This window comes from Pseudomonas sp. PS02288, assembly GCF_029959715.1.
Lineage (GTDB): Bacteria > Pseudomonadota > Gammaproteobacteria > Pseudomonadales > Pseudomonadaceae > Pseudomonas_O > Pseudomonas_O kuykendallii.
In genome coordinates this window covers 18,776-45,138 of record NZ_JASCPA010000043.1, presented here as the reverse complement: position 1 = coordinate 45,138, position 26,363 = coordinate 18,776, and the positions used below count along the sequence as shown (strand labels likewise).

Annotated in this window: 21 protein-coding genes and 1 tRNA gene; 9 read left to right on the top strand and 13 right to left on the bottom strand. The window is 67.3% G+C overall.

The window, feature by feature from the left end:
- Positions 1-186: 186 nt before the first annotated feature.
- The 3 genes from sbcD to QMX85_RS16520 all read left to right on the top strand — a co-directional run bounded on the left by sbcD (position 187) and on the right by QMX85_RS16520 (position 6,967).
- Positions 187-1,404: an exonuclease subunit SbcD gene (gene sbcD / locus QMX85_RS16530; RefSeq protein WP_282342632.1), complete on the top strand. Its 1,218-nt coding sequence runs from the start codon at positions 187-189 to the stop codon at positions 1,402-1,404.
- Between the two features lie 309 nt (positions 1,405-1,713).
- A complete protein-coding gene (locus tag QMX85_RS16525; RefSeq protein WP_282342626.1) occupies positions 1,714-5,157 on the top strand; it encodes an AAA family ATPase in 3,444 nt (1,147 codons plus the stop codon).
- A 181-nt stretch (positions 5,158-5,338) separates the two neighbouring features.
- A complete protein-coding gene (locus tag QMX85_RS16520) occupies positions 5,339-6,967 on the top strand; it encodes a glucan biosynthesis protein D (protein WP_282342625.1) in 1,629 nt (542 codons plus the stop codon).
- A gap of 167 nt (positions 6,968-7,134) precedes the next feature.
- On the opposite strand, the gene QMX85_RS16515 is transcribed toward QMX85_RS16520, so the two are convergent.
- From QMX85_RS16515 to QMX85_RS16475, 9 genes are all read right to left on the bottom strand, one after another.
- Complete coding sequence (locus tag QMX85_RS16515; RefSeq protein WP_282342624.1) at positions 7,135-8,976, bottom strand: ABC transporter ATP-binding protein; 1,842 nt, start codon at positions 8,974-8,976, stop codon at positions 7,135-7,137.
- 118 nt (positions 8,977-9,094) lie between these two features.
- Positions 9,095-9,670 carry an isochorismatase family cysteine hydrolase gene (locus QMX85_RS16510; RefSeq protein WP_282342622.1) on the bottom strand — a complete coding sequence of 192 codons (576 nt, stop codon included), beginning with the start codon at positions 9,668-9,670 and terminating at the stop codon, positions 9,095-9,097.
- A 67-nt stretch (positions 9,671-9,737) separates the two neighbouring features.
- Positions 9,738-10,715, bottom strand: a complete 978-nt coding sequence (gene rlmF, locus QMX85_RS16505) for a 23S rRNA (adenine(1618)-N(6))-methyltransferase RlmF (RefSeq protein ID WP_282342620.1) — start codon at positions 10,713-10,715, stop codon at positions 9,738-9,740.
- Between the two features lie 118 nt (positions 10,716-10,833).
- Positions 10,834-12,663, bottom strand: a complete 1,830-nt coding sequence (locus QMX85_RS16500; RefSeq protein WP_282342618.1) for an SLC13 family permease — start codon at positions 12,661-12,663, stop codon at positions 10,834-10,836.
- A gap of 33 nt (positions 12,664-12,696) precedes the next feature.
- A complete protein-coding gene (locus tag QMX85_RS16495) occupies positions 12,697-12,993 on the bottom strand; it encodes a winged helix-turn-helix domain-containing protein (RefSeq protein WP_282342615.1) in 297 nt (98 codons plus the stop codon).
- 84 nt (positions 12,994-13,077) lie between these two features.
- Positions 13,078-15,912: a valine--tRNA ligase gene (locus tag QMX85_RS16490; protein ID WP_282342614.1), complete on the bottom strand. Its 2,835-nt coding sequence runs from the start codon at positions 15,910-15,912 to the stop codon at positions 13,078-13,080.
- Between the two features lie 135 nt (positions 15,913-16,047).
- Complete coding sequence (locus QMX85_RS16485; RefSeq protein ID WP_282342613.1) at positions 16,048-16,515, bottom strand: DNA polymerase III subunit chi; 468 nt, start codon at positions 16,513-16,515, stop codon at positions 16,048-16,050.
- 8 nt (positions 16,516-16,523) lie between these two features.
- The gene (locus QMX85_RS16480; protein ID WP_090227056.1) at positions 16,524-16,952 is read right to left on the bottom strand and encodes a DNA polymerase III subunit chi; all 429 of its coding nucleotides are present in this window, start codon (positions 16,950-16,952) and stop codon (positions 16,524-16,526) included.
- 50 nt (positions 16,953-17,002) lie between these two features.
- Positions 17,003-18,493, bottom strand: a complete 1,491-nt coding sequence (locus QMX85_RS16475; RefSeq protein ID WP_282342611.1) for a leucyl aminopeptidase — start codon at positions 18,491-18,493, stop codon at positions 17,003-17,005.
- A gap of 357 nt (positions 18,494-18,850) precedes the next feature.
- Here QMX85_RS16475 and QMX85_RS16470 point away from each other — a divergent pair, with 357 nt between their 5' ends.
- The gene (locus QMX85_RS16470; RefSeq protein ID WP_273232131.1) at positions 18,851-19,117 is read left to right on the top strand and encodes a PepSY domain-containing protein; all 267 of its coding nucleotides are present in this window, start codon (positions 18,851-18,853) and stop codon (positions 19,115-19,117) included.
- A 42-nt stretch (positions 19,118-19,159) separates the two neighbouring features.
- Here QMX85_RS16470 and QMX85_RS16465 read toward each other — a convergent pair whose 3' ends face one another.
- On the bottom strand, positions 19,160-19,999 hold the full coding sequence (locus tag QMX85_RS16465; RefSeq protein WP_282342608.1) for a DMT family transporter: 840 nt from the start codon (positions 19,997-19,999) through the stop codon (positions 19,160-19,162).
- A gap of 283 nt (positions 20,000-20,282) precedes the next feature.
- Between QMX85_RS16465 and lptF the strand changes: the two genes are divergently transcribed.
- Together lptF and lptG are read left to right on the top strand one after the other, a co-directional pair.
- Positions 20,283-21,401, top strand: coding sequence for an LPS export ABC transporter permease LptF (lptF, locus tag QMX85_RS16460; protein ID WP_090227066.1), 1,119 nt, complete (start codon positions 20,283-20,285; stop codon positions 21,399-21,401).
- Positions 21,394-22,455 carry an LPS export ABC transporter permease LptG gene (gene lptG, locus QMX85_RS16455; RefSeq protein ID WP_282342606.1) on the top strand — a complete coding sequence of 354 codons (1,062 nt, stop codon included), beginning with the start codon at positions 21,394-21,396 and terminating at the stop codon, positions 22,453-22,455. The genes lptF and lptG overlap by 8 nt, the downstream gene beginning before the upstream one ends.
- Positions 22,456-22,464: 9 nt before the next feature.
- On the opposite strand, the gene QMX85_RS16450 is transcribed toward lptG, so the two are convergent.
- The 3 genes from QMX85_RS16450 to QMX85_RS16440 all read right to left on the bottom strand — a co-directional run bounded on the left by QMX85_RS16450 (position 22,465) and on the right by QMX85_RS16440 (position 23,673).
- Complete coding sequence (locus tag QMX85_RS16450; RefSeq protein ID WP_282342604.1) at positions 22,465-22,959, bottom strand: RDD family protein; 495 nt, start codon at positions 22,957-22,959, stop codon at positions 22,465-22,467.
- 96 nt (positions 22,960-23,055) lie between these two features.
- The gene (locus QMX85_RS16445) at positions 23,056-23,268 is read right to left on the bottom strand and encodes a cold-shock protein (RefSeq protein WP_090227075.1); all 213 of its coding nucleotides are present in this window, start codon (positions 23,266-23,268) and stop codon (positions 23,056-23,058) included.
- A 320-nt stretch (positions 23,269-23,588) separates the two neighbouring features.
- Positions 23,589-23,673 (bottom strand) — tRNA-Leu (locus QMX85_RS16440).
- A 106-nt stretch (positions 23,674-23,779) separates the two neighbouring features.
- Between QMX85_RS16440 and queA the strand changes: the two genes are divergently transcribed.
- From queA to yajC, 3 genes are read left to right on the top strand one after another with little or no spacing between them, the layout of a single operon-like run.
- Positions 23,780-24,829, top strand: coding sequence for a tRNA preQ1(34) S-adenosylmethionine ribosyltransferase-isomerase QueA (gene queA, locus QMX85_RS16435; RefSeq protein ID WP_282342602.1), 1,050 nt, complete (start codon positions 23,780-23,782; stop codon positions 24,827-24,829).
- 5 nt (positions 24,830-24,834) lie between these two features.
- On the top strand, positions 24,835-25,950 hold the full coding sequence (tgt, locus tag QMX85_RS16430) for a tRNA guanosine(34) transglycosylase Tgt (RefSeq protein WP_282342630.1): 1,116 nt from the start codon (positions 24,835-24,837) through the stop codon (positions 25,948-25,950).
- Positions 25,951-25,991: 41 nt separating this feature from the next.
- Positions 25,992-26,327, top strand: coding sequence for a preprotein translocase subunit YajC (gene yajC, locus QMX85_RS16425; protein ID WP_282342601.1), 336 nt, complete (start codon positions 25,992-25,994; stop codon positions 26,325-26,327).
- The last annotated feature ends 36 nt before the right edge of the window (positions 26,328-26,363 follow it).

Here is a 26,363-nt window from a genome sequence, read left to right as displayed (position 1 = left end):
CAAGGGCGCTGCCGGCGCCGCCGTGCAGTGCATGAACGTGCACAGCGGTGCTGCGGAAAACACCGGGCTCAACCGCGGCCTGTGATCCTCCCGGCGGGCTCGGCAAACGAGCCCGCCAGCAAGGGCACCACGATGGAAACCCTCTCCCTGTTCGATACTTCGCTGGCCGCCGCGCCCTTCGACGGCCTGCGCCTGCTGCACACCTCCGATTGGCACCTCGGCCAGCACTTCATGGGCAAGACCCGCCAGGCCGAGCACCAGGCGTTCTGCGACTGGCTGATCGGCCAAGTGCGCGAGCAGGCGGTGGACGTGGTGCTGATCGCCGGCGACATCTTCGATACCGGCGCGCCGCCCAGCTACGCCCGCGAGCAGTACAACCGCTTCGTCGTCGACCTGCGCGACAGCGGTGCGCAACTGGTCGTGCTCGGTGGCAATCATGACTCGGTGGCGACCCTCGGCGAGTCGCGCAGCCTGCTCGGCCGGCTCGGCGCGCGGGTGGTCCCGGCGGTGGCGGAAAACCCGGAAGACCAGTTGCTGGTGCTCGACAAGCGCGACGGCTCGCCGGGCGCGCTGCTCTGCGCGATCCCGTTCCTCCGCCCGCGCGACCTGCTCCGCAGCGAAGCGGGGCAGAGCGCCGAGGACAAGCAACGCTCGCTGCAGGAAGCCATCGCCGGGCACTACCGGGAACTCTTCGCGCTGGCCGAGCGGCGCCGCGCCGAACTCGGTGGCGCATTGCCGATCATCGCCAGCGGCCACCTCACCACCGTGGGTGCCAGTGCCAGCGATTCGGTGCGGGAAATCTACGTCGGCGCGCTGGAGGCCTTTCCCACCAACGCCTTCCCGGCGGCGGCCTACATCGCCCTTGGGCACATCCACCGGCCGCAGAAGGTCGGCGGCCTGGAGCACATCCGCTACTGCGGCTCGCCGATCCCGCTGGCCTTCGACGAAGCGCGGCAGGAAAAACAGGTGCTGCTGGTGGACCTCGACAGCGACGGCCTGCGCGCCGTGACGCCGCTGCCGGTGCCGCGCTTCCAGCCGCTGGCCTCGCTGCGCGGCTCGCTGGCGGAACTCAAGGGAGCGATCGCCGACGCGGCGCGCGAGGGCAGCGCGACGTTGCCGGTGTGGCTGGATGTAACGGTAACCGCAAGCGATTACCGCAGTGACCTTTGGGCCCAAGTGGCCTCGCTATGCGAGGGGCTACCGGTTGATCTTTTTTGTGTGCGCGGTGCGCGGGATTCGATCGGAGCCAGATTGGTTGGTGAATCCCGCGAAACCCTCGACGAGCTCACCCCGCACGACGTCTTCGCCCGTCGCCTCGCCAGCGAAACCCTCGACGACGCCCTCCAGCAGCGTCTCCACGATCTACACCGGCAGGTGCTCGGCGAGTTGCAGGACGGGGAATAGTGTCGGGCGATGAACCGCCCGGTGGGCAGGTGAAGCGTTGCCCACCCTACGGAACTGGAGCACACCCACGTAGGGTGGGTTAGCCGCGCCGGGCGAGGGGTGGGGCAGGCGCGGAAGCCGGCGCGCGGCGTAACCCGCCAGGGGGTGACATGCCGGACTCCGCCCGGTGGGTTACGCGGCTTTCGGCCTCGGGTCGTCAGGGGCTATCGAGCGATGCCGCTAACCCACCCTACGAGACTTGTCACGCCCGGTCGGCAGGGGCTCCGCGCTGCCGTTAGAATGCCAACCCCGACCTGATCAGCTCCCGCCATGAAAATCCTCTCGCTGCGCCTGAAGAACCTCAACTCGCTCAAGGGCGAGTGGAAGATCGACTTCACCGCAGAGCCGTTCCGCGACAACGGGTTGTTCGCCATCACCGGGCCGACCGGGGCGGGCAAGACCACCTTGCTCGATGCCATCTGCCTGGCGCTTTACCACCGCACGCCGCGGATGAATGCGCTGTCGGCGAGCAGCAACGAGCTGATGACGCGGCACTGCGCCGATTGCCTGGCCGAGGTCGAGTTCGAGGTGAAGGGGCAGGGCTACCGGGCGTTCTGGAGCCAGCGCCGGGCGCGCGACAAGGCCGACGGCGCGTTGCAGGCGCCGCGTGCCGAGCTGGCGCGGCTGGACGGGCAGATCATCAGCGACAAGCTGAGCGAGAAGCCGCGCGAGGTGGAGCGCCTGACCGGGCTGGATTTCGAGCGTTTCACCAAGTCGATGCTGCTGGCCCAGGGCGGTTTCGCTGCCTTTCTCGAGACTTCTGCGAACAAGCGCGCCGAGCTGCTGGAGGAGCTGACCGGCACCGACATCTACGGGCAGCTGTCGCAGCGGGTGTTCCAGCGCACCAATGAGGTCAAGGCGACGCTGGAGCAGCTCCGCGCGCGCGCCGAGGGCGTCGAGTTGCTCGACGAGCCGCAGCGTGCCGGATTGGCCGAAGAGGCCGCGCGCCTGGCAGGCGAGGAGGCGACGTTGCACCGGCAACTCGCCAGCGCCCAGGGCGAACGCCACTGGCTCGATGAGCTGGGCAAGGCCGAGGCGCGCCAGCAGGACGCGCTGGCCGGCGAAGACCGGGCGCGACAGGCGCTGGACGCGGCGGCGGGCGATCTGCAACGCCTCGCCGACAGCGAGCCGGCGGCGCGGCTGCTGCCGGTGCAGGGGCATCGCCTGGAAGCGGAGCAGGCGCTGCAGGACACCCGGCGGTCGTTGCAGGCGGTCCTCGACGAACAGGCGGCGGTGTCCGCCGAAGCCGTGCGTCAGCTCTGGCAGGCGCAGCGTTTCTCCGCGCGGCTGGCGGGCGAGCGCGGCGAGGCTTTGTCGGCCGTGGTCGAGCAGCGGCGAAGTCTGGACGCCGATTTGAGCGAGCGCGCGCCGCATGCAGCCCTGGCCGAGCAACTGAGCGGCTGGCGCAGCCGGTTCGAGGCACGCAGCACCTGTCAGCAGGAAATCGCCGAGGCGCAGGCGCGCCAGCAGGACGCCGCCCGCCAGTTGCACGCGCTGGGCGCCGAGGTCGCCGACCGGCAGCAGCACCTGCAGAGGGCGCAGGCACATCTGCAGGCGGCGCGGCAGGCGCTGGAGGCGCCGCAGCGGGATTGGCAGTCGACCCTCGACGGCCGCAGCGAGGCCGAGTGGCGCGCCGACTGGCAGCGCCTGCTGGCCCGCGGCAGTGCCCTGGAACAGCTGCGCCAGCTCGGCGAGCGGCGCACGCAACTGGCCGGCCAGGTCGAGCAGGCGCGCGTCACGCTGGCCGCGCGGCAGCGTCAGCAGGACGAGAAGAACGCAGAAGTCGCGGCGCTGCGCGAGCGTTACCGCGACCTCAAGCAGCAGGTACAGGACAAGAAGACGCTGCTCGCCCAGGAAGAGCGCATCAAGGCGCTGGAAACCCATCGCGCGCAGTTGCAGCCCGGCGATGCCTGCCCGCTGTGCGGCGCCCGCGAGCATCCGGCGATCGCCGCGTATCAGGCACTGGACGTCTCGGAGACCGCCCGCGCCCTGGCGGCGAAGGAGGCGGAGCTGGAGGCCCTGGGCGAGCGCGGTCAGGAACTCAGCCGGCAGGCCTCGGCACTGGACGAGCAACGCCGCCAGGCCGGCGAGCTGCTGGTGTCCGGCGAGGAGCAGCGGCTGTCGCTGGACCAGGCCTGGCAGCAGCAGTGCGAAACCCTGGCGCTGGAACCCGGCGAGTCCTCGGCCATCGCCGGGGCGCAGGCCCATCAGGTTGCGGCGCTGGCCGAGGTGCAGCGTCGGCTGGAAGCGCTGGATGGCCTGAAGCAGCAGCTGGAGAGCGCCCGCCTCGAACTGCAGCGGGCCCAGCAGGGCGAAGCGGACGCCGCGCAGGCGCTGGCCCTGGCGCAACGCGACCAGCTCGCCCGGCAAACCGCGCTGGACGAGCTGGGCCGCCAGTTGAGCAAGCTGCACGCGCAGCAGGCGCAAGCGGACGAGAGGCTGGCTGGCGAGCTGCAAACCCTCGGTTACGCGCTGCCGACCGATGGCGCCGCCTGGCTGCGCGAGCGCGAAGCCGATGCCCAGGCCTGGCAGCAGGCGCAGGCGCGGCTGCAGGCGTTGCGCGAACAGCAGACAACGCTGGAGCACGCCGCCGCCCATGCCCGCGAGCTGGCCGGCAAGTGGCTGCAGCGCTGGCAGGCGGCGCAGCACGCGGATCTGCCCGAGGACGCGCCGCCGGCCGATCTGGAGGCCGCGATAGGCGAGGCGGAGTCGCAGCTCGCCGGCGCGCAGCAGCGCAGCGCCGAATTGCAGGGCACCCATCACAGCCTGGAGCAGCGCCTGGCGCAGGACCAGGCCAGGTTCGCCGAGGCCGAGCAGGCCTGGCACGTGGCGCTGGAAGACAGCCCGTTCGCCGACACCGAGGCGTTTCTCGAGGCCTGCCTGGACGAGGCGCAGCGTGCCACCCTGCAGGACGCCAGGGAGCGCCTGCACACCGGGCTGGCCCAGGCGCAGGCATTGCGAGCGTCGGCCGAACAGGCGCTGGCCGACCTGCGCGCCGCACCCAGGACCGACGCGGACGCCGCGCAACTGGATGCGCGCCTGGCCGAGCTGGGCGCCGCGCTGCGCAGCCTGACCCAGCGCCAGGGCGAGATCCGCGCGCAACTGCAGGGCGACGAACAGCGTCGGCAGAGCCAGCAGGCGCTGTTCACCACGATCGCTGCGCAGGAGGGCGAGCACCAGCTCTGGCAGCACCTCAACGGCCTGATCGGGTCGGCGGACGGCGCCAAGTACCGCAAGTTCGCCCAGGGCCTGACCCTCGACCACCTGGTGCACCTCGCCAATCGTCAGCTGGAACGCCTGCATGGGCGCTACCTGCTGGCGCGCAAATCGGTCGGCGAACTGGAACTGGAGGTGATCGACACCTGGCAGGCGGATGTCGCCCGTGACACGCGCACGCTGTCCGGCGGCGAGAGCTTCCTGGTCAGCCTGGCGCTTGCCCTGGCGCTGTCCGACCTGGTCAGCCACAAGACCAGCATCGACTCGCTGTTCCTCGACGAAGGCTTCGGCACGCTGGACGGCGAAACCCTGGACATCGCCCTCGACGCGCTGGACAGCCTGAACGCCAGCGGCAAGATGATCGGCATCATCAGCCACGTCGAGGCGCTGAAGGAGCGCATTCCGGTGCAGCTCAAGGTCAGCAAGGGCCACGGCATGGGCTACAGCAGCCTGGAGAAGCGCTTCGCCGTCGAACCCCGGGTGCCGGCGACGCCGTAACAGCCGGTAAAGAATTCGCTCCGCGGACCGCCCGCGTTTTTAGGGGCCGCGAGCGCTCAACGGCGGCCGTTGCAGGCATCATTGCCGAACTGTCGCCGCGTTATGGCGTCCATTGCCACGTTTACCCCTGCCGCCGCCTCGCGGGTGCGCGGTTCCCAGAACCTCCGTCGTGAAGTGATCCATGCAAAGACGAAATCTGTTGAAAGCGTCCATGGCGCTGGCCGCCCTGACCGGCCTGCCGGCGTCCGGTTTCTTCGCCGCCCGCGTGCTCGCCGACACCGCCAACGGCGCCGCCGAACCCTTCGACTTCAAGCGCCTGCAGGCGCAGGCCAAGGCGCTCGCCGGTAAGCCCTATGTGGATACCCGCGAGACGCTGCCGCCGACCCTGGCGAAGATGACCCCGCAGCAGTTCAACGCCATTCAGTACGACCCCGAGCATTCGCTGTGGAAGGACCTCGAAGGCCAGCTCGACGTGCAGTTCTTCCACGTCGGCATGGCGTTCCGCCAGCCGGTGCGCATGCACAGCATCGACCCGACCACGCGCCTGTCGCGCGAAGTGCACTTCCGCCCGGAACTGTTCAACTACGCCAGCAGCGGCGTCGATGTCGCCCAGCTCAAGGGCGACCTTGGCTTCTCCGGGTTCAAGGCGTTCAAGCAGCCGAACATCGCCAAGTACGACATCGTCTCCTTCCTCGGCGCCAGCTACTTCCGCGCGGTGGACAAGACCGGCCAGTACGGCCTCTCGGCGCGCGGCCTGGCGATCAACACCTACGCCGGCGGCCCCGAGGAATTCCCCAATTTCGTCGAGTTCTGGTTCGAGACGCCGGACAAGGACAGCACCCGCTTCGTGCTCTACGCGCTGCTCGATTCGCCCAGCGCCACCGGCGCCTACCGCTTCGACATCGACTGCCAGCCGGACCAGGTGGTGATGTCCATCGACGCGCACGTCAACGCGCGCCAGGCGATCAGGCAGCTCGGCATCACGCCGATGACCAGCATGTTCAGCTGCGGCGGCCACGAGCGGCGCATGTGCGACACCATCCACCCGAACATCCACGATTCCGACCGGCTGTCGATGTGGCGAGGCAATGGCGAGTGGGTCTGCCGCCCGCTGAACAACCCCGAGCGCATCCAGTTCAACGCCTTCGCCGACAACAACCCGAAGGGCTTCGGCCTGGTGCAGAGCGACCACGACTTCGCCACCTACCAGGACACCGTGGACTGGTACAGCCGCCGGCCGAGCCTGTGGGTGGAGCCGACCAACGACTGGGGCGAGGGCAGCGTCGACCTGATGGAGCTGCCGACCACCGGCGAGACGCTGGACAACATCGTGGTGTTCTGGAATCCCAAGCGCGCGATCACCGCCGGCACCTCGCTGAACTACGCGTACAAGCTCTACTGGGCCGCGCTGCCGCCGGTGCAGCCGTCGCTGGCGAGGGTGCTCGCCACGCGCTCCGGGATGGGCGGTTTCATCGAGGGCTGGGCGCCGGGCGAGCATTACCCGGAGGTCTGGGCGCGGCGCTTCGCCATCGACTTCACCGGCGGCCCGCTGCACGCCATGGCCCCCAGCGAGGGCATCGAGCTGGTGGTCACCGCATCCAACGGCGAGGCGAAGGACTTCCACATCCTTGCGCTGCATCCGGAGGTGAAGGGCTTCCGCGCGCTGTTCGACTGGTTCCCCACCAACGACAGCGTCGACCCCGTGGAATTTCGCGCCTTCATCCGCCGCGCGAGCGACAGGCAGGTGCTCAGCGAGACCTGGCTCTACCAATACTTCCCGCCGGCGCCGGAGAAGCGCAATTACCCGTAGGCGGGATTCGGTGGACGGCTGAAAAAGCCCGCATCGAGCGGGCTTTTTCCGTCTACCAGGGCGTTGCCTTCCCTCTCACCCAGTCCCTCTCCCATGAATGGGGAGCGGCGTGCGCGCCCGCCGTAGGGTGGGCTTCAGCCCACGCGATGCAGTGCAGCGAGCCGCCCCTACAGATACCCCTCGGCCTGCAGCCGGAACAACTGCGCGTACTGGCCTTCGGCGGCGAGCAGCTGCGCGTGGCTACCCTGTTCGAGGATGCGCCCGTGTTCGAGCACGATGATTTGCTCGGCGCTGCGCACCGTGGAGAAGCGGTGCGAGATGAGGATGGTCATCTTGCCCGCGGCGTGTTCGCGGAAGCGTGCGAACACCTCGGCTTCGGCGGCGGCGTCCATCGCGGCGGTGGGTTCGTCGAGCACCAGGATGTCCGCCGAGCGGCGCATCCACGAGCGCGACAGGGCGATCTTCTGCCACTGCCCGCCGGAGAGCTCCTGGCCGTCGCGGAACCAGCGGCCGAGCTGGGTCGCGTAGCCCTGGTCGAGGTCGTCGATGAAGTCGCTGGCCATGCCGCGTTCGGCGGCTTCGCGCCAGCGCTCCGGATCGTCGAAGGCCTCCACGTCGCCGACGCCCAGGTTCTCGCCGACGCTCAGCTGGTAGCGGGTGAAGTCCTGGAAGATCACCCCGATCCGCCGCCGCAACGCCTCGGCATTCCACTCCTGCAGATCGCTGCCGTCGAGCAGCACGCGCCCCTCGCTGGGCGCATACAGGCGCGTCAGCAGCTTGATCAGCGTGGTCTTGCCGGAACCGTTCTGGCCGACCAGCGCCAGGCTGTGGCCGGGCTCCAGGTGCAGGTCGATGCCCTGCAGCGCCGGCCGGCTGGCGCCCGGGTACTGGAAGCCGACACCCTCGAAGCGCAGGCCGTCGCCCGGCAGCACGCCGGCATGCAACGTGCCGCGTTCCTCGGCGACCGGCTGTTCCAGGTAGTCGTAGAGGTTGGACAGGTAGAGGTTGTCCTCGTACATCCCGCCGATGGCGGACAGGCTGCTCGCCACGGCGGCCTGGCCCTGGCGGAACAGCAGCAGATACATGGTCATGTCGCCCAGGCTCAGGCGCCCGCCCACGGTGTCCAGCACCACCCAGGCGTAGGCGCCGTAGAACGCCAGCGTGCCCAGCAGGCCGAGGCCGAAACCCCAGCCGTCGCGGCGCAGGGTCAGCGCGCGGTCCTCGGCGTAGAGCCTGGCGAAGATCTCCCGGTAGCGCTGCAGCAGCAGCGGGGCGAGACCGAACAGCTTCACTTCCTTGACGCTGTCCTCGCGCGCCAGCAGCGTCTCCAGGTAGTTCTGCATGCGTGATTCCGGCGAGCGCCAGCTGAACAGGCGGAAGGCATCGCCGGAAAACTTCGCTTCGGCGAAGAACACCGGCAGCGCGCCGGCCAGCAGGATCAGCAGCGCCCAGGGCGAGAAGCCGACCAGCAGCACGCCGAAGCTGATCAGCGACAGCGCGTTCTGCGCCAGGGCGAAGGTCTTGTTGACCAGCGCCAGCGGCCGCACCGAGGCGTCACGGCGCGCGCGCAGCATCTTGTCGTAGAACTCGGAGTCCTCGAATTGCGCCAGCGACAGGCGCTGCGCCTTCTCCAGGATCAGCAGGTTGACCTTCTGCCCGAGCAGCGCGCGCAGCAGGGACTGTTGCACCGACAATCCGCGTTGCGCCGCGGCGATGGCGGCGACCACGCCGGCCTCCATCAGCAGGTAGCGCAGCACCGGCCACAACGGCGCCTCGCCCTGCACGCGATGCAGTTCCATCGCCGCCACCACCGCATCGACGATCTGCTTGCCCAGCCAGGCGGCCAGCGCCGGCAACACGCCGGCCACCAGCGTCGCCGCCATCAGGCCGAGGGTCAGTGGTCGCGAGGTGCTCCACACCAGCGACAAAGCGCGACCGGCATAGCCGAGCAGGGTGGCGGCGCGGGGCAGGCGGGTTCGCGGAACGGCAGGGGCGACGCTGGGCTTCATGGAGGACGCGACTTTGGCTGAAGGGTGGCTGGGGGCCGTCGAGGTTTGGTTCGCGGCAACGTGGCTCGCGATGAACGCTCGACAGCCCCTAGTGTTTCACAGCCGCGCCCGGCCTGGCTCAATCCAGCTGCGCCAGTTGCTCCAGGGTGACCGTGCTGGCGATGCTGCCGAGCAGGCGGATCGAGTCGACGTGGTCGGCCAGGGTCGCGGCGGCGCAGGCTTCCTCGAGGATCAGCACCTCGAAGTCGCGATCGTGGGCATCGCGGGCGGCGCTCTGGATCGCCATCGCCGTGCTCACCCCGGCGAGCACCACGCGGGTAACGCCGCGGGCGCGCAGGGCCGGCTCCAGGCCGGTGCCGTGGAAGGCGTTGACGCGAGGTTTGACCAGCACCATGTCGGCCAGCGCGGATTCCAGCACTGGGTGGAATTCGGTGCCTGGCGAGCCGATCTCCAGCACGCCCATTTCCTTCGCCTTGCCGAACAGCCGGGAATGCCTGGGCAGGTTCGGATACCCCTTGTCGAAGCCGACCTTGACCAGCACCGAGAGCCAGCCCTTGCGCCGTGCGATGGCCAGCGCGTGGTTGGCCTTGGCGATCACCTCGCGGTCGATGACCTGCTGCGCGGCGGCGGCCATCCTGCCGCTGGGATGGGTGATGTCGACGATGTAGTCCAGGCCGATGAATGCGGTAGTCATGCGTACTCCATTTTTCGAGGAACACCCTCATTGGATACGCGCCGCGCGGATGATTCACCGCAGCGGCTCAGTCTGCCGACGACCGTCCACCTTGCCCGCGTGCGTCGTGCCACGCCTGCCGTTGCGCCTCATCCTGGAAGGTCCAGGCGACGAAGCGGCTCTGCTTCTGGCCCTGCGCCATCTCCACCGTGCGTTGCTGGCGCACGCCGGCCCGTTTCAGCGCGGCGCTCACCGCCGGCAGGTTGGACGCCTTGGACACCAGCGTGCTGAACCACAGCACCTGGCCGGCGCAGGCGGCGCTCTCGGCGATCAGCCGGCTGACGAAGGCCACCTCGCCGCCCTCGCAGTACAGCTCGTTGCTCTGCCCGCCGAAGTTCAGCGTCGGCAGCTGGCGGCTCGGGTCGAGCTTGCCGAGGTTGCGCCATTTGCGCTGGCTGCCGCGCGTGGCCTCGTCGCGCGAGGCATGGAACGGCGGGTTGCACAGCGTCAGGTCGAAGCGCTCGTCGGCGTGCAGCAGGCCCTGGAGAATCTGTTCCGGGCGTTCCTGCAGGCGCAGCGCGATGGCCTTGTCCAGGCGATTGCTGCGCAGGATCACCTCGGCCGCCTTCAGCGCCACGCGGTCGATGTCCGAGCCGAGGAACCGCCAGCCGTAGTCGGCGTGGCCGAGCAGCGGGTAAATGCAGTTGGCGCCGCAGCCGATGTCCAGCACACGCACCCCGGCGCCGCGCGGGATTTCACCGCCGTTGTCGGCGGCGAGCAGGTCGGCGAGGCCGTGCAGGTAGTCGGCGCGGCCGGGAATCGGCGGGCACAGGTAGCCGGGCGGGATATCCCAGTGGGCGATGCCGTAAAGCTGCTTGAGCAGCGCCCGGTTGAACACCTTCACCGCCTCCGGGTTGGCGAAGTCGATGCTCTGCTTGCCGTACGGATTGAGGATGACGAAGGCCGCCAGCTCCGGGCTGCTGGCGATCAGCTTTGGAAAGTCATAGCGACCCTGGTGGCGGTTGCGCGGGTGCAGCAGGGGCTTGGCGGCGGGCTTGTTCGGCATGGCGGGTTATCGGTTGGCGCGGCGGGGCATTGTCCCACAAGCCGCGCCGGCCGCGCTGTATCACCGCATCGCCATCACGCCGCCCTGCGTAGGGTGCGCCGCGCGCACCGTCACCGCGCTAGAACGGAAACAGCCAGGGCACCATCGCCACGCTGACCGCCATCACCAGCAGGGTGAAGGGCACGCCGACGCGGACGAAATCGCCGAAGCGGTAATGCCCCGGCCCCAGCACCAGGGTGTTCACCGGCGAGGAGATCGGCGTCATGAACGCCGCCGACGCCGCCAGTGCGACGATCATGGCGAACGGGTAGGGCGAGGCGCCGAGGCGTTCGGCGGTGCTCAGCGCGACCGGCGCCATCAGCACCGCGGTGGCGGTGTTGGAGATGAACAGGCCGATCAGCGCGGTGACTACGAACAGCCCGGCGAGCAGCGCGCGCGGGCCGGCGTCGCCCAGCGCGCCAACCAGGCCGTTCACCGCCAGCTCGATGCCGCCGGTTTTCTGCAGCGCCAGGGCGAAGGGCAGCATGCCGACGATCAGCAGCAGGCTCTGCCAGTGGATCGCCTTGTAGGCGCTGTCCATGTCGATGCAGCGGAACGCGCCCATCAGCAGGCAGCCGATCAGCGCGGCGATCACGTTCGGCACCAGCCCGCTGACCATCAGCGCCACCATCACCGCCAACGCCAGCAGCGCGTGCGGCGCCTTGCGCGCGGCCGGCGCCACTTCGTCCACTTCCGCCGGCAGGCTAAGCACGAGGAAATCCCGCCCCAGGCTCTGCAACCGATGGATTCCCTTCCAGGCGCCGGCCACCAGCAGGATGTCGCCGGTCTTCAGCTTCTCGTCCACCAGCAGGCCGTCGAGCGCCTCGCGGTTGCGCCGCAGGCCGACCACGTTGAGCTTGTGGCGGCTGCGGAAACCCAGTTCCTGGATGGTCTTGCCCGGCAGCTCGGAATCCGGCGGCAGCGCCACTTCGGCCAGTCCGAGCACATGGGAGTGGATGCTGTAGTAGGAGGTCTGCAACGGCAGCGGCTCCAGGCCCAGTTCGTCGTAGGCGCCGAGCAGGGCGATGGCCGGGCTGGCCAGGTCGATCAGCAGGATGTCGCCGGGCAGCAGTTCGGTGTTGCCGGTGGCCATCAGCAGCAGGCTGCGGAACTTGTGCTGGCGCTCGACCGCGATCACGTTGATGCCGTACTGCTGGCGCAGCTCCAGCTCGTTCAGCGCCTGGTTGGCCAGCCGCGAGTCGGCGCGCACGCGCAGGCGCCGCTCGCGTTCGCTCAGGCGATAGCTCTGCGCCAGGTCGGCGAGGGTGCGCCGGGCGTCCTGCTCGCCGTTCTCCGCTTCGCGACTGCCCAGCCAGCGCCGCGCCAGCAGCAGGTAGCCGATGCCCAGGGCGAGTATCGTCAGGCCGATAGGGGCGAAGGCGAAGAAGCCGAAGCCGGCCTGTCCCTCGCGCACCAGCTCGGCGTGCACCACCATGTTCGGCGGCGTGGCGACCAGCGTCAGCATGCCGCTGATCAGCCCGGCGAACGCCAGCGGCATCAACAGGCGGCTGGCCGCCACGCGCATCCGCGCGGCGACGCCGAGAACAACCGGGATGAAGATCGCCACCACACCGGTGGAACTCATCACCGAGCCGAGCCCGGCGACCATCAGCATCAACAGCACCAGCAGGCGCGTCTCGCTGCTGCCGGCACGGTGCACCAGCCAGTCGCCGAGGCGATAGGCGATGCCGGTGCGCACCAGGCCGTCGCCGATGACGAACAGCGCGGCGATCAGCAGCACGCTGGGGTCGCTGAACCCGGCGAGCACTTCGTGCAATTCGAGAATTCCGGCGAGCGGCAGGGCGACGATCATCAGCAGCGCGACCACGTCCACCCGCGGCCGGTTGCGCACGAACAGCGTGATGCACAGGACGAGCAGGGCGAGGACCAGCAGCAGTTCCTTATTCATCGTCGGACGTTCGAATGGCGGGCGGCGAGGGGCTCACGGGTACTCCAGGACCGCTTTGATCATCGGCAGGTGCCGCTCGATCCAGGCCTTGTCAATGGCGCCCCAGTCACGAATCGCGTAGCGCCCGGCGTTGTTGCGCTCGCCTTCCTGCTGCTCGAAGACGCACTCGATATCCAGGTCGGCCAGCGCCGCCAGGGTGTCCTGCGCGGTGCGCCGCGGCATCCCGGTAGCCTCCGTCAACGCCGGCACGCTGGTCGCCGCGCCGCTGTCGATCAGCCAGGCGACGTAGAGGCGACGGTAGAAGCTGGTCTTGGTCTTGCTGACGTCCATTCCGAGTGTCCTTGTATGCCTCTGGAGCAGGCGGTTCGCCGCCGGCCTAATGCACAAGGCCCGCGGGTGCGGGCCTTGGCGTCGTTACAGGCTGGCGATCTTCTGCCGCTGTTCGGCGAGGTTGGCCAGCGCCTGTTCGGCTTCGGCGAGTTTGGCGCGCTCCTTGTCGATGACGTCGGCGGGCGCCTTGTCGACGAAGCCGGCATTGGACAGCTTGCCGCCGATGCGCTTGACCTCGCCCTCCAGGCGTTGGATTTCCTTGTCCAGGCGCGCCAGTTCCGCAGCCTTGTCGATCAGGCCGGCCATCGGCACCAGCACCTGCATGTCGCCGACCAGCGCGGTGGCGGACATCGGCGCTTCCTCGCCGGCGGCGAGCACGCGCACCGATTCCAGCTTGGCCAGCTTGTTCAGCAACGGCGCGTTGTCGTTCAGCCGGCGCAGGTCCTGCTCGCTGGCATTGGCGACGATGATGTCGATGCGCTTGGCCATGGAGATGTTCATTTCGCCACGGATCTGCCGCACGCCGAGCATCAGCGTCTTGACCCACTCGATGTCGCCTTCGGCGGCAGGGTCGATGCGGCTTTCGTCGGCCACTGGCCAGGGTTGCAGCATGATCGTCTCGCCGCTGACGCCGGCCTGCGCCTTGATGCGCTGCCAGATTTCCTCGGTGATGAAGGGCATGAACGGATGAGCCAGACGCAGGATCACTTCCAGCACGCGCACCAGCGTGCGGCGGGTGCCGCGCTGGCGCTCGAGGGGCGCGTTCTCGTCCCACAGCACCGGCTTGACCAGCTCCAGGTACCAGGCGCAGTACTCGTCCCAGACGAATTCGTAGAGCGCCTGGGCGGCCAGGTCGAAGCGGAAGGCGTTGAGCTGGCGGGTGACTTCGGCTTCGGTGCGCTGCAGCGCGGAGATGATCCAGCGGTCGACCGAGGACAAGTCCACGGCTTCGCCATTCACGCCGGTGTCCTGGCCATCGGTGTTCTCGATGACGAAGTTGGCCGCGTTCCACAGCTTGTTGCAGAAGTTGCGGTAGCCCTCGACACGGCCCATGTCGAACTTGATGTCGCGCCCGGTGGAGGCCAGCGAGCAGAAGGTGAAGCGCAGCGCATCGGTGCCGTAGCTGGCGATGCCTTCGGGGAACTCGGCCCTGGTCTGCTTGGCGATCTTCTCGGCCATCTTCGGCTGCATCAGGCCGCTGGTGCGTTTCTCCAGCAGCGCGTCCAGCGAGATGCCGTCGACGATGTCCAGCGGGTCGAGCACGTTGCCCTTGGACTTGGACATCTTCTGGCCCTGGCCGTCGCGCACCAGGCCGTGGACGTAGACGGTCTTGAACGGGATCTGCCCGGTCAGGTGGGTCGACAGCATGATCATCCGGGCGACCCAGAAGAAGATGATGTCGAAGCCGGTGACCAGCACGTCGGTGGGGTGGAAGGTCTTCAGGTAGTCGGTCTGCTCGGGCCAGCCGAGGGTCGAGAAGGTCCACAGCCCGGAGCTGAACCAGGTGTCGAGGACGTCGTCGTCCTGGCGCAGCAGGACCTCGCTGCCCAGCCCGTGCTTCTCGCGCACGTCCATCTCGTCGCGGCCGACGTAAACGTTGCCCAGTTCGTCGTACCAGGCCGGGATGCGGTGGCCCCACCAGAGCTGACGGCTGATGCACCAGTCCTGGATGTCGCGCATCCAGCTGAAGTACATGTTCTCGTACTGCTTGGGCACGAACTGGATCTCGCCGCCCTCGACCGCGGCGATGGCTTTCTCCGCCAGCGGTTTGGTGGAGACGTACCACTGATCGGTCAGCCAGGGTTCGATGACGGTGCCGGAGCGGTCGCCCTTGGGTACTTTCAGCGCGTGGTCTTCGATCTTCTCCAACAGGCCCATGGCCTCGAACTCGGCGACCAGCGCGCGGCGCGCGGCGAAGCGGTCCATCTGCGCGTAACCGCTAGGGAGGCTCGCGTCGACCTCGGTGTTCGGCTTGCCGTCGATGTCGAACACCTGCGCGCTGGCCAGCACGGCGGCGTTCTTGTCGAAGATGTTGATCAGCGGCAGGCCATGGCGCTTGCCGACCTCGTAGTCGTTGAAGTCGTGGGCCGGGGTGATTTTTACGCAGCCGGTACCGAACTCGGGGTCGCAGTAATCGTCGGCGATGATCGGGATCAGGCGGTTCACGATGGGCAGTTGAACCTGACGGCCAATCAGGTGCTGATAGCGCTCGTCATTCGGGTTCACCGCGACCGCGGCGTCACCCAACAGGGTTTCCGGGCGGGTGGTGGCGACGACCAGGTAGTCCTTGCCATCGGCGGTCTTCGCGCCGTCCATCAGCGGGTAGCGCAGGTTCCACAGGTGGCCTTTCTCGTCGTGGCTTTCCACTTCGAGGTCAGAGATCGCGGTGTGCAGCTTGGTGTCCCAGTTGACCAGGCGCTTGCCGCGGTAGATCAGGCCGTCCTCATGCAGGCGCACGAAGGCTTCCTTGACCGCTTCGGAGAGGCCGTCATCCATGGTGAAGCGCTCGCGCGACCAGTCCACCGAGGAACCCAGGCGGCGGATCTGCCGGCTGATGTTGCCGCCGGACTCGGCCTTCCACTGCCACACCTTGTCGAGGAACTTCTCTCGGCCGAGGTCGTGGCGCGACAGGCCCTGAGCGCCGATCTGGCGCTCCACCAGCATCTGCGTGGCGATACCGGCGTGGTCGGTGCCCGGCTGCCACAGGGTGTTGCGGCCCTGCATGCGGCGGAAGCGGATCAGTGCATCCATGATCGCGTTGTTGAAGCCGTGCCCCATGTGCAGGCTGCCGGTGACGTTCGGCGGCGGGATCATGATGGTGTACGGCTCGCCGGCACCCTGAGGAGCGAAATAGTTGTTCGCTTCCCAGGTCTGGTACCAGGAAGTCTCGATGGCGTGCGGCTGGTAGGTCTTGTCCATGCGGTGCGGGACTCTTGAAAGCGGCTGATCAGGAAAGCCGGCAAGTATAAAGGGGATGGCGGGCAGGGCCTAGGCACGCGGAGCCAGGCTGCCGCGTGCGGACTGTTGCGCGGCGATGGCGCGTTTTTGCGGCGTTCAGCGCTTGCGTTGCGCCAGCAGACGATCCAGACGGGCGTCGAGGCGACGGCGCAGTTCGGCTTCGATCTGCGGCACGAAATCATCGATCACGTCCTGCAACAGCAGCTGTGCGGCGGACCGCAGCTCGCCGTCCAGGCGCGCCAGCTCGGCGGCGCCCGGCGAGAGGTGGCGGCCCAGGCTCTGGGCGATCTCGGCCTGCTGCACGGGCGTCTGGGCGAGGTTCGGCTGCGCCAGCGGCACCACCGGTGGTGTCGGGGTGACCGGTGCCTGCGGAGCTTGCATGAGCGGTACGGGGGCCGGCTCGGGTTCTTCCTCGACGACCTCGCTGAGCAGGGGGATCTCCGGTGCATCCAGCGAATCGGTCAGCAGCGGCGGTTCCTGGTCCGGCGGCGTGAGTACGCGGCGGATCGACTCGAGTTCGTCGAGCAGGTGGGCGGGCTTGCGAGGAGGTTGATGGCTGTCCATGGATGGCTTCAAAGGCGAGGCAGGCGGTGGTCCTGCGGAGGATAGCCGCGCTCCCGGTAGAAACGGAAACTCTCGCGGGCCGCCTGACGGATGGCGGGATCTTCCACCACCAGCTCGGCGACCCGGGCGAAGCGCTCGAAAAACGCCGGCACGGCCAGGTCGAGGTTGATCAGCAGATCGCAATGCGCCACGGGCGCATCGCCCAGGCCCAGGGCGATGGGAGCCTGGCTGTCGTCTTCGGCCAGCCCGTGCGGAACGAAGGCCTCGCCCTTGAACGTCCACAACCGCGCATCCAGTGCCTCGCGCTGTTCGGCGTTCTGGCAGTGCAGGTAGATGCGATGACCGAGGCGCCAGGCCTTTTCGCTGAGCTTGCAGGCGAACTCCACCCGGGCCGCCGGATCGGCGGTGGGGAGCACATAGAAATCGATCTGGGGCATGGGATTCTCGTCGTGCTGCCCGACGCCTCGCGGCGCCGGGCAGCAGGCACTCAGGCCTGGGTGCGATCCAGCAGGTATTGCGTCAGCAGCGGAACCGGGCGGCCGGTGGCGCCCTTCTCCTTGCCGCCGCTGATCCAGGCGGTGCCGGCGATGTCCAGGTGCGCCCACTTGTAGGCCTTGGCGAAGCGCGACAGGAAGCAGCCGGCGGTGATGGTGCCGGCCTTCGGCCCGCCGATGTTGGCGATGTCGGCGAACGGGCTGTCGAGCTGCTCCTGGTATTCGTCGAACAGCGGCAGCTGCCAGGCGCGATCGTCGGCGCGGCGACCGGCGTCGAGGACCTGCTCGATCAGAGCGTCGTCGTTGCCCATCAGGCCCGAGGTGTTGCTGCCCAGGGCGACGATGCAGGCGCCGGTCAGCGTGGCCAGGTCGATGACCGCCTGCGGCTTGAAGCGCTCGGCGTAGGTGAGGGTGTCGCACAACACCAGGCGGCCTTCGGCGTCGGTGTTGAGGATTTCCACGGTCTGCCCGCTCATGGTCGTGACGATATCGCCAGGGCGCGTGGCGCGGCCGCTGGGCATGTTCTCGGCGCAGGCCAGCAGGCACACCAGGTTGATCGGCAGCTGCAGTTCCAGCACCGCGCGCAGGGTGCCGAACACGCTGGCGGCGCCGCACATGTCGTACTTCATCTCATCCATGCCGGCGGCCGGCTTGATGCTGATGCCGCCGGTGTCGAAGGTGATGCCCTTGCCGACCAGCGCGTAGGGCTGCTCGCCCTTCTTGCCGCCGTTGTACTGCATGACGATCAGCCGCGGGGGCTGCTCGCTGCCCTGGGCGACGGCGAGGAACGAACCCATACCCAGCGCCTTGAGCTTCTTCTCGTCGTGGATCTCGACCTTCAGGCCGGGATAGGTCTTGCCCAGCGCCTTGGCCTCTTCGGCCAGGAAGCTCGGTGTGCACAGGTTCGGCGGCAGGTTGCCCAGATCCTTGGTGAAGGCCATGCCGGTGGCGATGGCGCGGGCGTGAAGGATGCCGCGCTCGACCTCGGCCTGGGCGGGCTTGTCGGTGATCAGGGTGATCTTCTTCAGTGGGCGCGCTTCGGCCTTCTGGCTCTTGAAGCGATCGAACACGTAGGTGCCGTCGGCCAGGGTTTCCACGGTCAGGCGGGCCTTGCCATAGGCGTCGCGGTTCTTCACCTCGAGGTCGCCCAGGGCGAAGGCCGCGTCGGTGCCGCCGAGGCCCTTGAGCGCCGCGTGCGCAGCGCCCACCAGCTTGCGGAACTGGCGGTCGGAAAGCGGGCTTTCCTTGCCGCAGCCGACCAGCAGCACGCGCTCGGCCTTGAGGTTGGGCAGGCTGTGCAGGAGCAAAGTCTGGCCCGGCTTGCCGGCCAGGTCGCCGCGCTTGAGCAGGGTGGCGATGGCGCCGCCGCTCGCCGTATCGACCGCCTGGGCGAGGTTGCCGAGTACGCGGCCTTCGCCGACGGGAATCACCAGGGTGGCGGTTTTTACGGTTTCCGGGCGAGCGCTTTTGACTAGGAATTCCATCGAGATTTGTCCCCGAGACAAGGTGTCTGATGTGCAGGAAGGCGACAGCGCATGGGGCCACCGCGTGATCCGGAAGATGCCGCGAAGACCGTCGATGCCTTTGGTCCGGTGGCAGGACGACGGTCGTGGAGCGAGTCAGTCATGGCCTGTCCGGGGATGCGCTGAACCGTCCGGACGGGTGCTCACCCCAACCTGCGCCGGCGTGTCGCGGTGTGCTCCGTATCCTACTGTCGTGGCGCGCGGATGCCCAGCCTTGGCGTAGCGGATCGCACGGGGATGGAACCCTTGGCGCGCGAGTAGCCTCCAACTGCATGACGCCGCCAAGGTGTCTCCCCATAACGGAAACGGAGGCTTTCCATGCTCAAGCACACTCTCACTGCCACCCTGGCAGCTGCCGCCGCACTCACCGCCGGAATGGCCCTGGCCGATCGTCCGGGCGCCGATTGGATCACCATCGACCAGGCGCTGGCGAAAGCCAAGGCCGCCGGTTACACCCAGGTCCACAAGATCGAGGCCGACGACGGCGGTTACTGGGAGGGAGAAGGCGTGAAGCAGGACGGCAAGGTCTACGAGTTCCGCGTCGACGGCAAGACCGGCGACGTCACTCGTGACAAGCTGGACTGATCGACCGCGCCAGCCGAAGGGCCCCGCCCCTGCGGGGCCTTTTCATGTGCGCGTGCGGCTGCCGAGCACCAGCGCGATGCCGCCGAGCACCGCGATCGACACCAGCAGCAGGCGCAGCGTCAGGGTTTCGCCCAGTAGCAGGCTGCCGCCCAGGGCGGCGAGGATGGGTACGCTGAGTTGCACCGTCGAGGCCTGCAGCGCGCCCAGGCCGCGCAGTGCGGTGTACCAGATGGCGTAGCCGACGCCCGAGGCGAGCGCGCCGGAAAGCAGGGCATAGGTCACCCCGGGCAGGTCCCAGTCGCGCCGGGTGACGAGCGCCAGGCAGAGCAGCACGGCGAAGGGAATGGCGCGCAGAAAATTGCCGGCGGTGGCGGCGAGCGGGTCGGCGACGCCGCGTCCGAGCAGCGAATAGAGCGCCCAGGCGAGGCCGGCGAGCAGCATCAGCAGCGCGCTGCCGAGGGGCGGCGCACTGGCCCCCGGCAGCAGGAGCACAAGCAACCCGCCAAGCGCGAGCAGCAGGCCGAGTGTCGCCCAGCGGCCAAGACGTTCGCCGCGCATCACCCCGTAGAGCAGCATGCTCGACTGCACGGCGCCGAACAGCAGCAGGGCGCCGACGGCGGCGTCCAGTTGCAGATAGGCAAAGGAAAACGCCGCGGCATAGGTGAACAGGGCGGCAGCGCCGGACCAGCTACCGTGGGGTTTGCCTCGCGAGCGGCGTACCTGCAGGAGCAGGCTCAGCATCAGTGCGCCGGCGAGGAGGCGCAGCCCGGTGAAACTGGCAGCATCGATGGCAGTGTGTTTGAGCGCCAGGCGGCAGAGCAGTGAGTTGCCGGCGAAGGCGAGCATGGCGAGGCTGGTCAGCGATAGCGTTCGGGCGTTCATCTCGTCTCTGCGCAGAGTCCGATCGGGCTACGCTGGAGTCTATGCGTCGGGGCTCGGGTTCGCGCCTGGCCAAAGGTAGAGGGTGGCTCGTTCATCGGTAGAAGCTCGCCGGTTGCGCCGGCCGCAGGCGAGCGGGAGGATAGCGATCCGAGTTCGCCGTGACACTCGCGCGCAATCGCAGGATAATGCCGGCCTCTTTTTAAATCGGCCGCCCGTGGGCGTGCCGGCCGCGGGTGGCGCACTGGGTTGCCGCCCGAGCCCGACAACCCTGGAGTGGTCTGGTTTGATCGTCTTTCGTTACCTGTCCCGAGAGCTGCTGATTACCCTGAGCGCGGTCAGTGCGGTGCTGCTGGTGATCATCATGAGCGGGCGCTTCATCAAGTACCTCGCCCAGGCTGCCCAGGGCTTGCTCGATCCGGGCGTGCTGCTGCTGATCATGCTCTACCGGATGCCCGGTTTCCTCGAACTGATCCTGCCGCTGGGGCTTTTCCTCGGCATCCTGCTGGCCTACGGACGGCTCTACCTCGACAGCGAAATGACCGTGCTGGCAGCCACCGGCATGAGCCAGCAGCGTCTGGTGGCCTACAGCCTCGCGCCGGCCACCGTGGTCGCCCTGCTGGTGGCCTGGCTGAGCATGGGCCTGGCGCCCCAGGGCATCGGCCAGGTGGCGCGCATTCTCAACGCACAGGACGCCCTCACCGAGTTCGATACGCTGGAGCCGGGGCGCTTCCAGTCCATGCGCGACGGGTCGCGGGTCACCTACACCGAGACCCTGTCGGAGAATCGCGACGCGCTGGGCGGGCTGTTCATCTCCGAGAAGCAGCTGTCCCGCGACAAGGCGAAGGAGCGCGGCATCACCGTGCTGGTGGCCGAATCCGGACGCCAGGAAATTCGCGAGGATGGCAGCCGTTACCTGATCCTGAAGAACGGCTACCGCTACGACGGCAACCCCGGCGAGGCCAATTACCGCGCGATCCGGTACGACACCTACGGCGTGCTGCTGCCGCGCCCGGAGGTCAGCGCCGAAATCAGCGATCGCGAGGCGATCCCGACCTCGCAGCTGTTCGGCAGTGACAACATCCGCTACATCGCCGAACTGCAATGGCGCCTGTCGATTCCGCTGCTGGTGTTCGTCATCACGCTGCTCGCCGTTCCGCTGGCGCGGGTCAATCCGCGTCAGGGGCGCTTCCTCAAGCTGCTGCCAGCGATCCTGCTCTACATGGCCTATCTGTCACTGCTGATCGCCATGCGCGGCGCGCTGGACAAAGGGCGGATTCCGCCGGCGCTGGGGCTGTGGTGGGTGCATCTGCTGTTCTTCGCCATCGGCATGCTGATGCTTTATTGGGAATCGTTGCGCCTGAAACTGGCGGCGCGTCGTGCTGGAGCTGCGACCCATGGTTAAGTTGGATCGCTACATCGGCACCAGCGTGTTCTTCGCCATCCTCAGTGTGCTCGGTGTGATCGTCGGCCTTGCCCTGCTGTTCGCCTTCATCGACGAGCTGGGCGATATCGAGGACAGCTATGGCCTGCTCGACGCGGCCTGGTACGTGCTGCTGACCGCGCCGCGGCGAATCTACGAGATGCTGCCGATGGCGGCGCTGATCGGCTGCCTCATCGGTCTCGGCACGCTGGCCAGCAACAGCGAGCTGACCATCATGCGTGCGGCCGGGGTGTCGATCGGGCGGATCGTCTGGTCGGTGATGCGGCCGATGCTGATGCTGATGGTCGTCGGCATCCTGATCGGCGAATACCTCGCGCCGCAAACCGAGAACCAGGCTCAGTCGTTCCGCGCGATGGCCCAGGGCAGCGGTGACGCGCAAAGCGCCAAGCACGGCCTGTGGCATCGCCAGGGCAACGAATACGTGCACATCAACGCCGTCCAGCCCAGTGGCATCCTGTATGGGGTGACACGCTACCGCTTCGACAATCAGCGTCACCTGCAATCATCCAGTTTCGCCCGCCAGGCCCACTACAACGGCGACCACTGGCAGCTGCAGGACGTGACCACCACGCTGTTCAAGGAGCGCAGCACCGAGGTGAAGACGACCGCGGAGGAGCCCTGGGATATTGAGCTCAGCCCGCAGATGCTCGGGACCGTGGTGATGGAGCCGGACGCGCTGTCGCTCGTGGGGTTGTGGAAGTACATCGGCTATCTCGCCGATCAGGAGCTGAACAACCAGCGCTACTGGCTGGCGTTCTGGAGCAAGCTGCTGCAACCGCTGGTAACCGCTGCGCTGGTGCTGATGGCGATCAGTTTCATCTTCGGTCCGCTGCGCTCGGTGACCCTCGGCCAGCGCATCTTCACCGGCGTGCTGGTGGGCTTCGTGTTCCGCATCGCCCAGGATCTGCTCGGTCCATCGAGCCTGGTGTTCGGCTTCTCGCCGTTGCTGGCGGTGCTGGTGCCGGCCGCGATCTGCGCGCTGGCCGGCGGCTGGTTGCTCAGGCGCGCGGGCTGAGGAGGGCACTCACTTCTTGTGAATATGCTTGGGCAGCCGCACCACCTGGCTGTCCGAGTAGATGTCGTGCCAGCTGCGCTTGCGCTTGTCCCAGAGGATCCACAGGTAGCCGAGCCCGCCGAGCAGCCAGGAGCCGATGGCGATCACGAAGCGCAGCAGGGCCTGCCACAGGCTGACCGCCGAGCCGTCCGCGTTCTGGATGCGGAGCCCCCAGACCTGCATGCCGAGCGTCTGTCCCGAGTGGGTCCAGAACTTGGCGAAGAAACCGAACAGCGCGAACACCAGCAGCGTCGACAGCAGCGGGTCGCCGTCGAGCGCGCCAGAGTCGGTGAGGCGCTTGGTCTCGTCGACGCCGTAGATGCCCATCAGCGCCAGCTTGTAGGCGAAGGCAACGACGATCAGCAGCGCGACGCAGAGCAGGAAATCGTAGAACAGCGCGGCAAGGCGGCGGCCAAGGCCGGCGGGAGGAAACTCGCCTTGCGGACGGAGCAGGTGTTTCGGCATGTGGATGGGCTCGCTGGATAAAGCGCCATTCTAGTGAATGGCGCGCACAAAAAAGCCCCTGATGTCACCATCAGGGGCTTTTTCTTGCGAAGGCGATTAGGCCAGGATTTGAACCTGGTCAGCTTGCATGCCTTTCTGGCCTTGGACGGCCACGAAGCTAACTTTCTGGCCTTCTTTCAGGCTCTTGAAGCCGTTACCTTCGATTGCACGGAAGTGAACGAACAGATCCGGGCCGCTTTCGGGAGTGATGAAGCCGAAGCCCTTCTCGTCGTTGAACCACTTAACGGTGCCGTTTTGACGATTCGACATGTCTTATTTCCTTGAAACTAGAGTTGATGGCAGCCTCTACGACAATAGAGGGCTGGAACTGGTTGCAAAGAGTAAGAGAAGTCGAGCGGGATGTAGCGGATCTTAGGATCTACTGCACCAGGTCACGATTCAACAGCGACCCATGCAAACACAGTGGGCACACTCTACGCTAACTCCCGGGCCGTTGCCAACCCTGGGATGCGTGGTTTTTGCTGCCTGGGACGGGCTCTGCGAGGCTTTGGCAGAAACGCCGTGTGAGCTGGAGTCTGAGCGCTTTGTAGCTAGCGGCGACCTGTAAAGTCGCCGGGGATGAAGCGTGTTGGTGCCCCGGGGGAGACTCGAACTCCCACTCCTTTCGAAAACGGATTTTGAATCCGCCGCGTCTACCGATTCCGCCACCGGGGCAATGGCGGCGGAGTATAGGGAGGCGCCTGCGTCGGGTCAATCGCGCTGCGTGGTCAGCGCGAGGCTTTTCCGTTAAGATTCGTGCCCTGAGCAAGACGACCCAGACATGCGCGTTTCCGACTTCCATTTCGACCTTCCCGAATCTTTGATCGCCCGTTATCCGCTTGCCGAGCGTCGCGCCAGCCGCCTGCTGGTGCTCGATGGCGAGAGCGGTGCGCTGGCGCATCGACGCTTCACCGACCTGCTCGATCATCTGCGTCCCGGCGACCTCATGGTGTTCAACGACACCCGGGTGATTCCGGCGCGGCTGTTCGGTCAGAAGGCTTCCGGCGGCAAGCTGGAGATCCTCGTCGAGCGTGTGCTGGACGAGTATCGGGTGCTCGCCCATGTGCGCTCGAGCAAGTCGCCGAAGCCCGGTACCGAAATCCTCGTCGAGGGTGGTGGCCGCGCCGAGATGCTGGCGCGCCACGATGCGCTGTTCGAGTTGCGTTTCGAAGAGCCCGCGCTGGCGTTGCTTGATCGTGTCGGGCACATGCCATTGCCTCCTTATATAGTGCGCGCCGATGACGCTGCCGATCGCGAGCGCTACCAGACCGTCTACGCGCAGCGCTCCGGCGCGGTGGCCGCGCCTACCGCCGGCCTGCATTTCGATGAGGCACTGCTTGAGTCGATCCGCGCTAAAGGCGTGGACACCGCGTTCGTCACGCTCCACGTCGGCGCTGGCACCTTCCAGCCCGTGCGCGTCGAGCGTATCGAGGATCACCCCATGCACCGCGAGTGGCTGGAAGTCAGCCAGGGTGTCGTCGACGCCGTCGCCGCGTGCCGCGCGCGGGGCGGGCGGGTGATAGCGGTCGGCACCACCAGCGTGCGCTCGCTGGAAAGCGCCGCGCGCGACGGTCAGCTCAAGGCGTTCAGTGGCGACACCGACATCTTCCTCTACCCGGGGCGACCCTTTCATGTGGTCGATGCCCTGGTGACCAACTTCCATCTGCCCGAATCCACGCTGTTGATGCTGGTGTCCGCGTTCGCCGGTTATCCCGAGACGATGGCCGCCTACGCGGCCGCGGTGGAAAACGGCTACCGCTTCTTCAGTTACGGCGACGCCATGTACATCACCCGCAATCCCGCCGCGCGCGGCCCCGAGGACTTCGCATGAGCCACATGACCTTCGAACTGCTCGCCACCGAGGGCAGGGCCCGACGCGGACGCCTGACCTTCCCGCGTGGTGTGGTGGAGACCCCGGCCTTCATGCCGGTGGGGACCTACGGCACGGTGAAGGGCATGCTGCCGCGCGACATCGAGGCGATCGGCGCGCAGATTATTCTCGGCAATACCTTCCACTTGTGGTTGCGTCCGGGCACCGAGGTGATCCGCGAGCATGGTGACCTGCACGACTTCATGCAGTGGAAGGGGCCGATCCTCACCGACTCCGGCGGTTTCCAGGTGTTCAGCCTGGGCGCGATGCGCAAGATCAAGGAGGAGGGCGTCTACTTCGCTTCTCCGGTGGATGGCGCCAAGGTGTTCATGGGGCCGGAAGAATCGATGCGCGTGCAGCGCGAGCTGGGCTCGGACATCGTGATGATCTTCGATGAGTGCACGCCTTACCCGGCTGACGAAGACGTCGCGCGCCGCTCCATGGAGCTGTCGCTGCGCTGGGCCGAGCGCTCGAAGATCGCCCACGCGGACAACCCTTCGGCGCTGTTCGGCATCGTCCAGGGTGGCATGCACGAAAACCTGCGCATGCGTTCGCTGGAGCGCCTGTGCGAGATCGGCTTCGACGGCCTGGCCATCGGCGGGCTGTCGGTGGGCGAGCCGAAGGAAGAGATGATCCGTGTGCTGGATTTCCTGTCGGCTCAGATGCCGGCGGACAAACCGCGCTACCTGATGGGCGTGGGCAAGCCGGAAGACCTGGTCGAAGGCGTGCGCCGCGGCGTCGATATGTTCGACTGCGTGATGCCTACGCGCAACGCCCGCAACGGTCATCTGTTCACCGCCGAAGGGGTGGTGAAGATCCGCAACGCCGGACATCGCCACGACCAGTCGCCCCTGGAGGCCGACTGCGATTGTTACACCTGCAAACATTTCTCCCGCGCCTATCTGCACCATCTGGATAAATGCGGCGAAATGCTCGGGAGCATGTTGAATACAATCCATAACCTGCGGCATTACCAGCGCCTGATGGCTGGTTTGCGCGGGGCAATTCAACAGGGTACATTGGCCGCCTTCGTCGACGCCTTCTACGCCCGACGCGGCCTGCCAACGCCGCCTTTGGATTGAAATTCCTTCCTTATTTCAAGAACTTGCAACAGGGGTGCTACATGAGCTTTCTGATTCCCGCCGCTTACGCCGACGCTGCCGCTCCGGCCGCCGGACCTGCCGGCACTGGCTTCGAATGGGTCTTTCTGGTTGGCTTCCTGGTCATCTTCTACCTGATGATCTGGCGTCCGCAGGCCAAGCGCACGAAGGAGCACAAGAACCTCCTCGGCAACCTGCAGAAGGGTGACGAAGTGGTCACTTCCGGCGGGATCGCCGGCAAGGTGGTCAAGGTCGCCGACGATTTCGTCGTCGTCGAAGTCTCCGACACCGTCGAGATGAAATTCCAGAAGGCCGCTATCGCTGCAACCTTGCCCAAGGGCACGCTGAAAGCCATCTGAGTCCTACCTTTTCCTTTCTTACACGGGGCGCTTTAG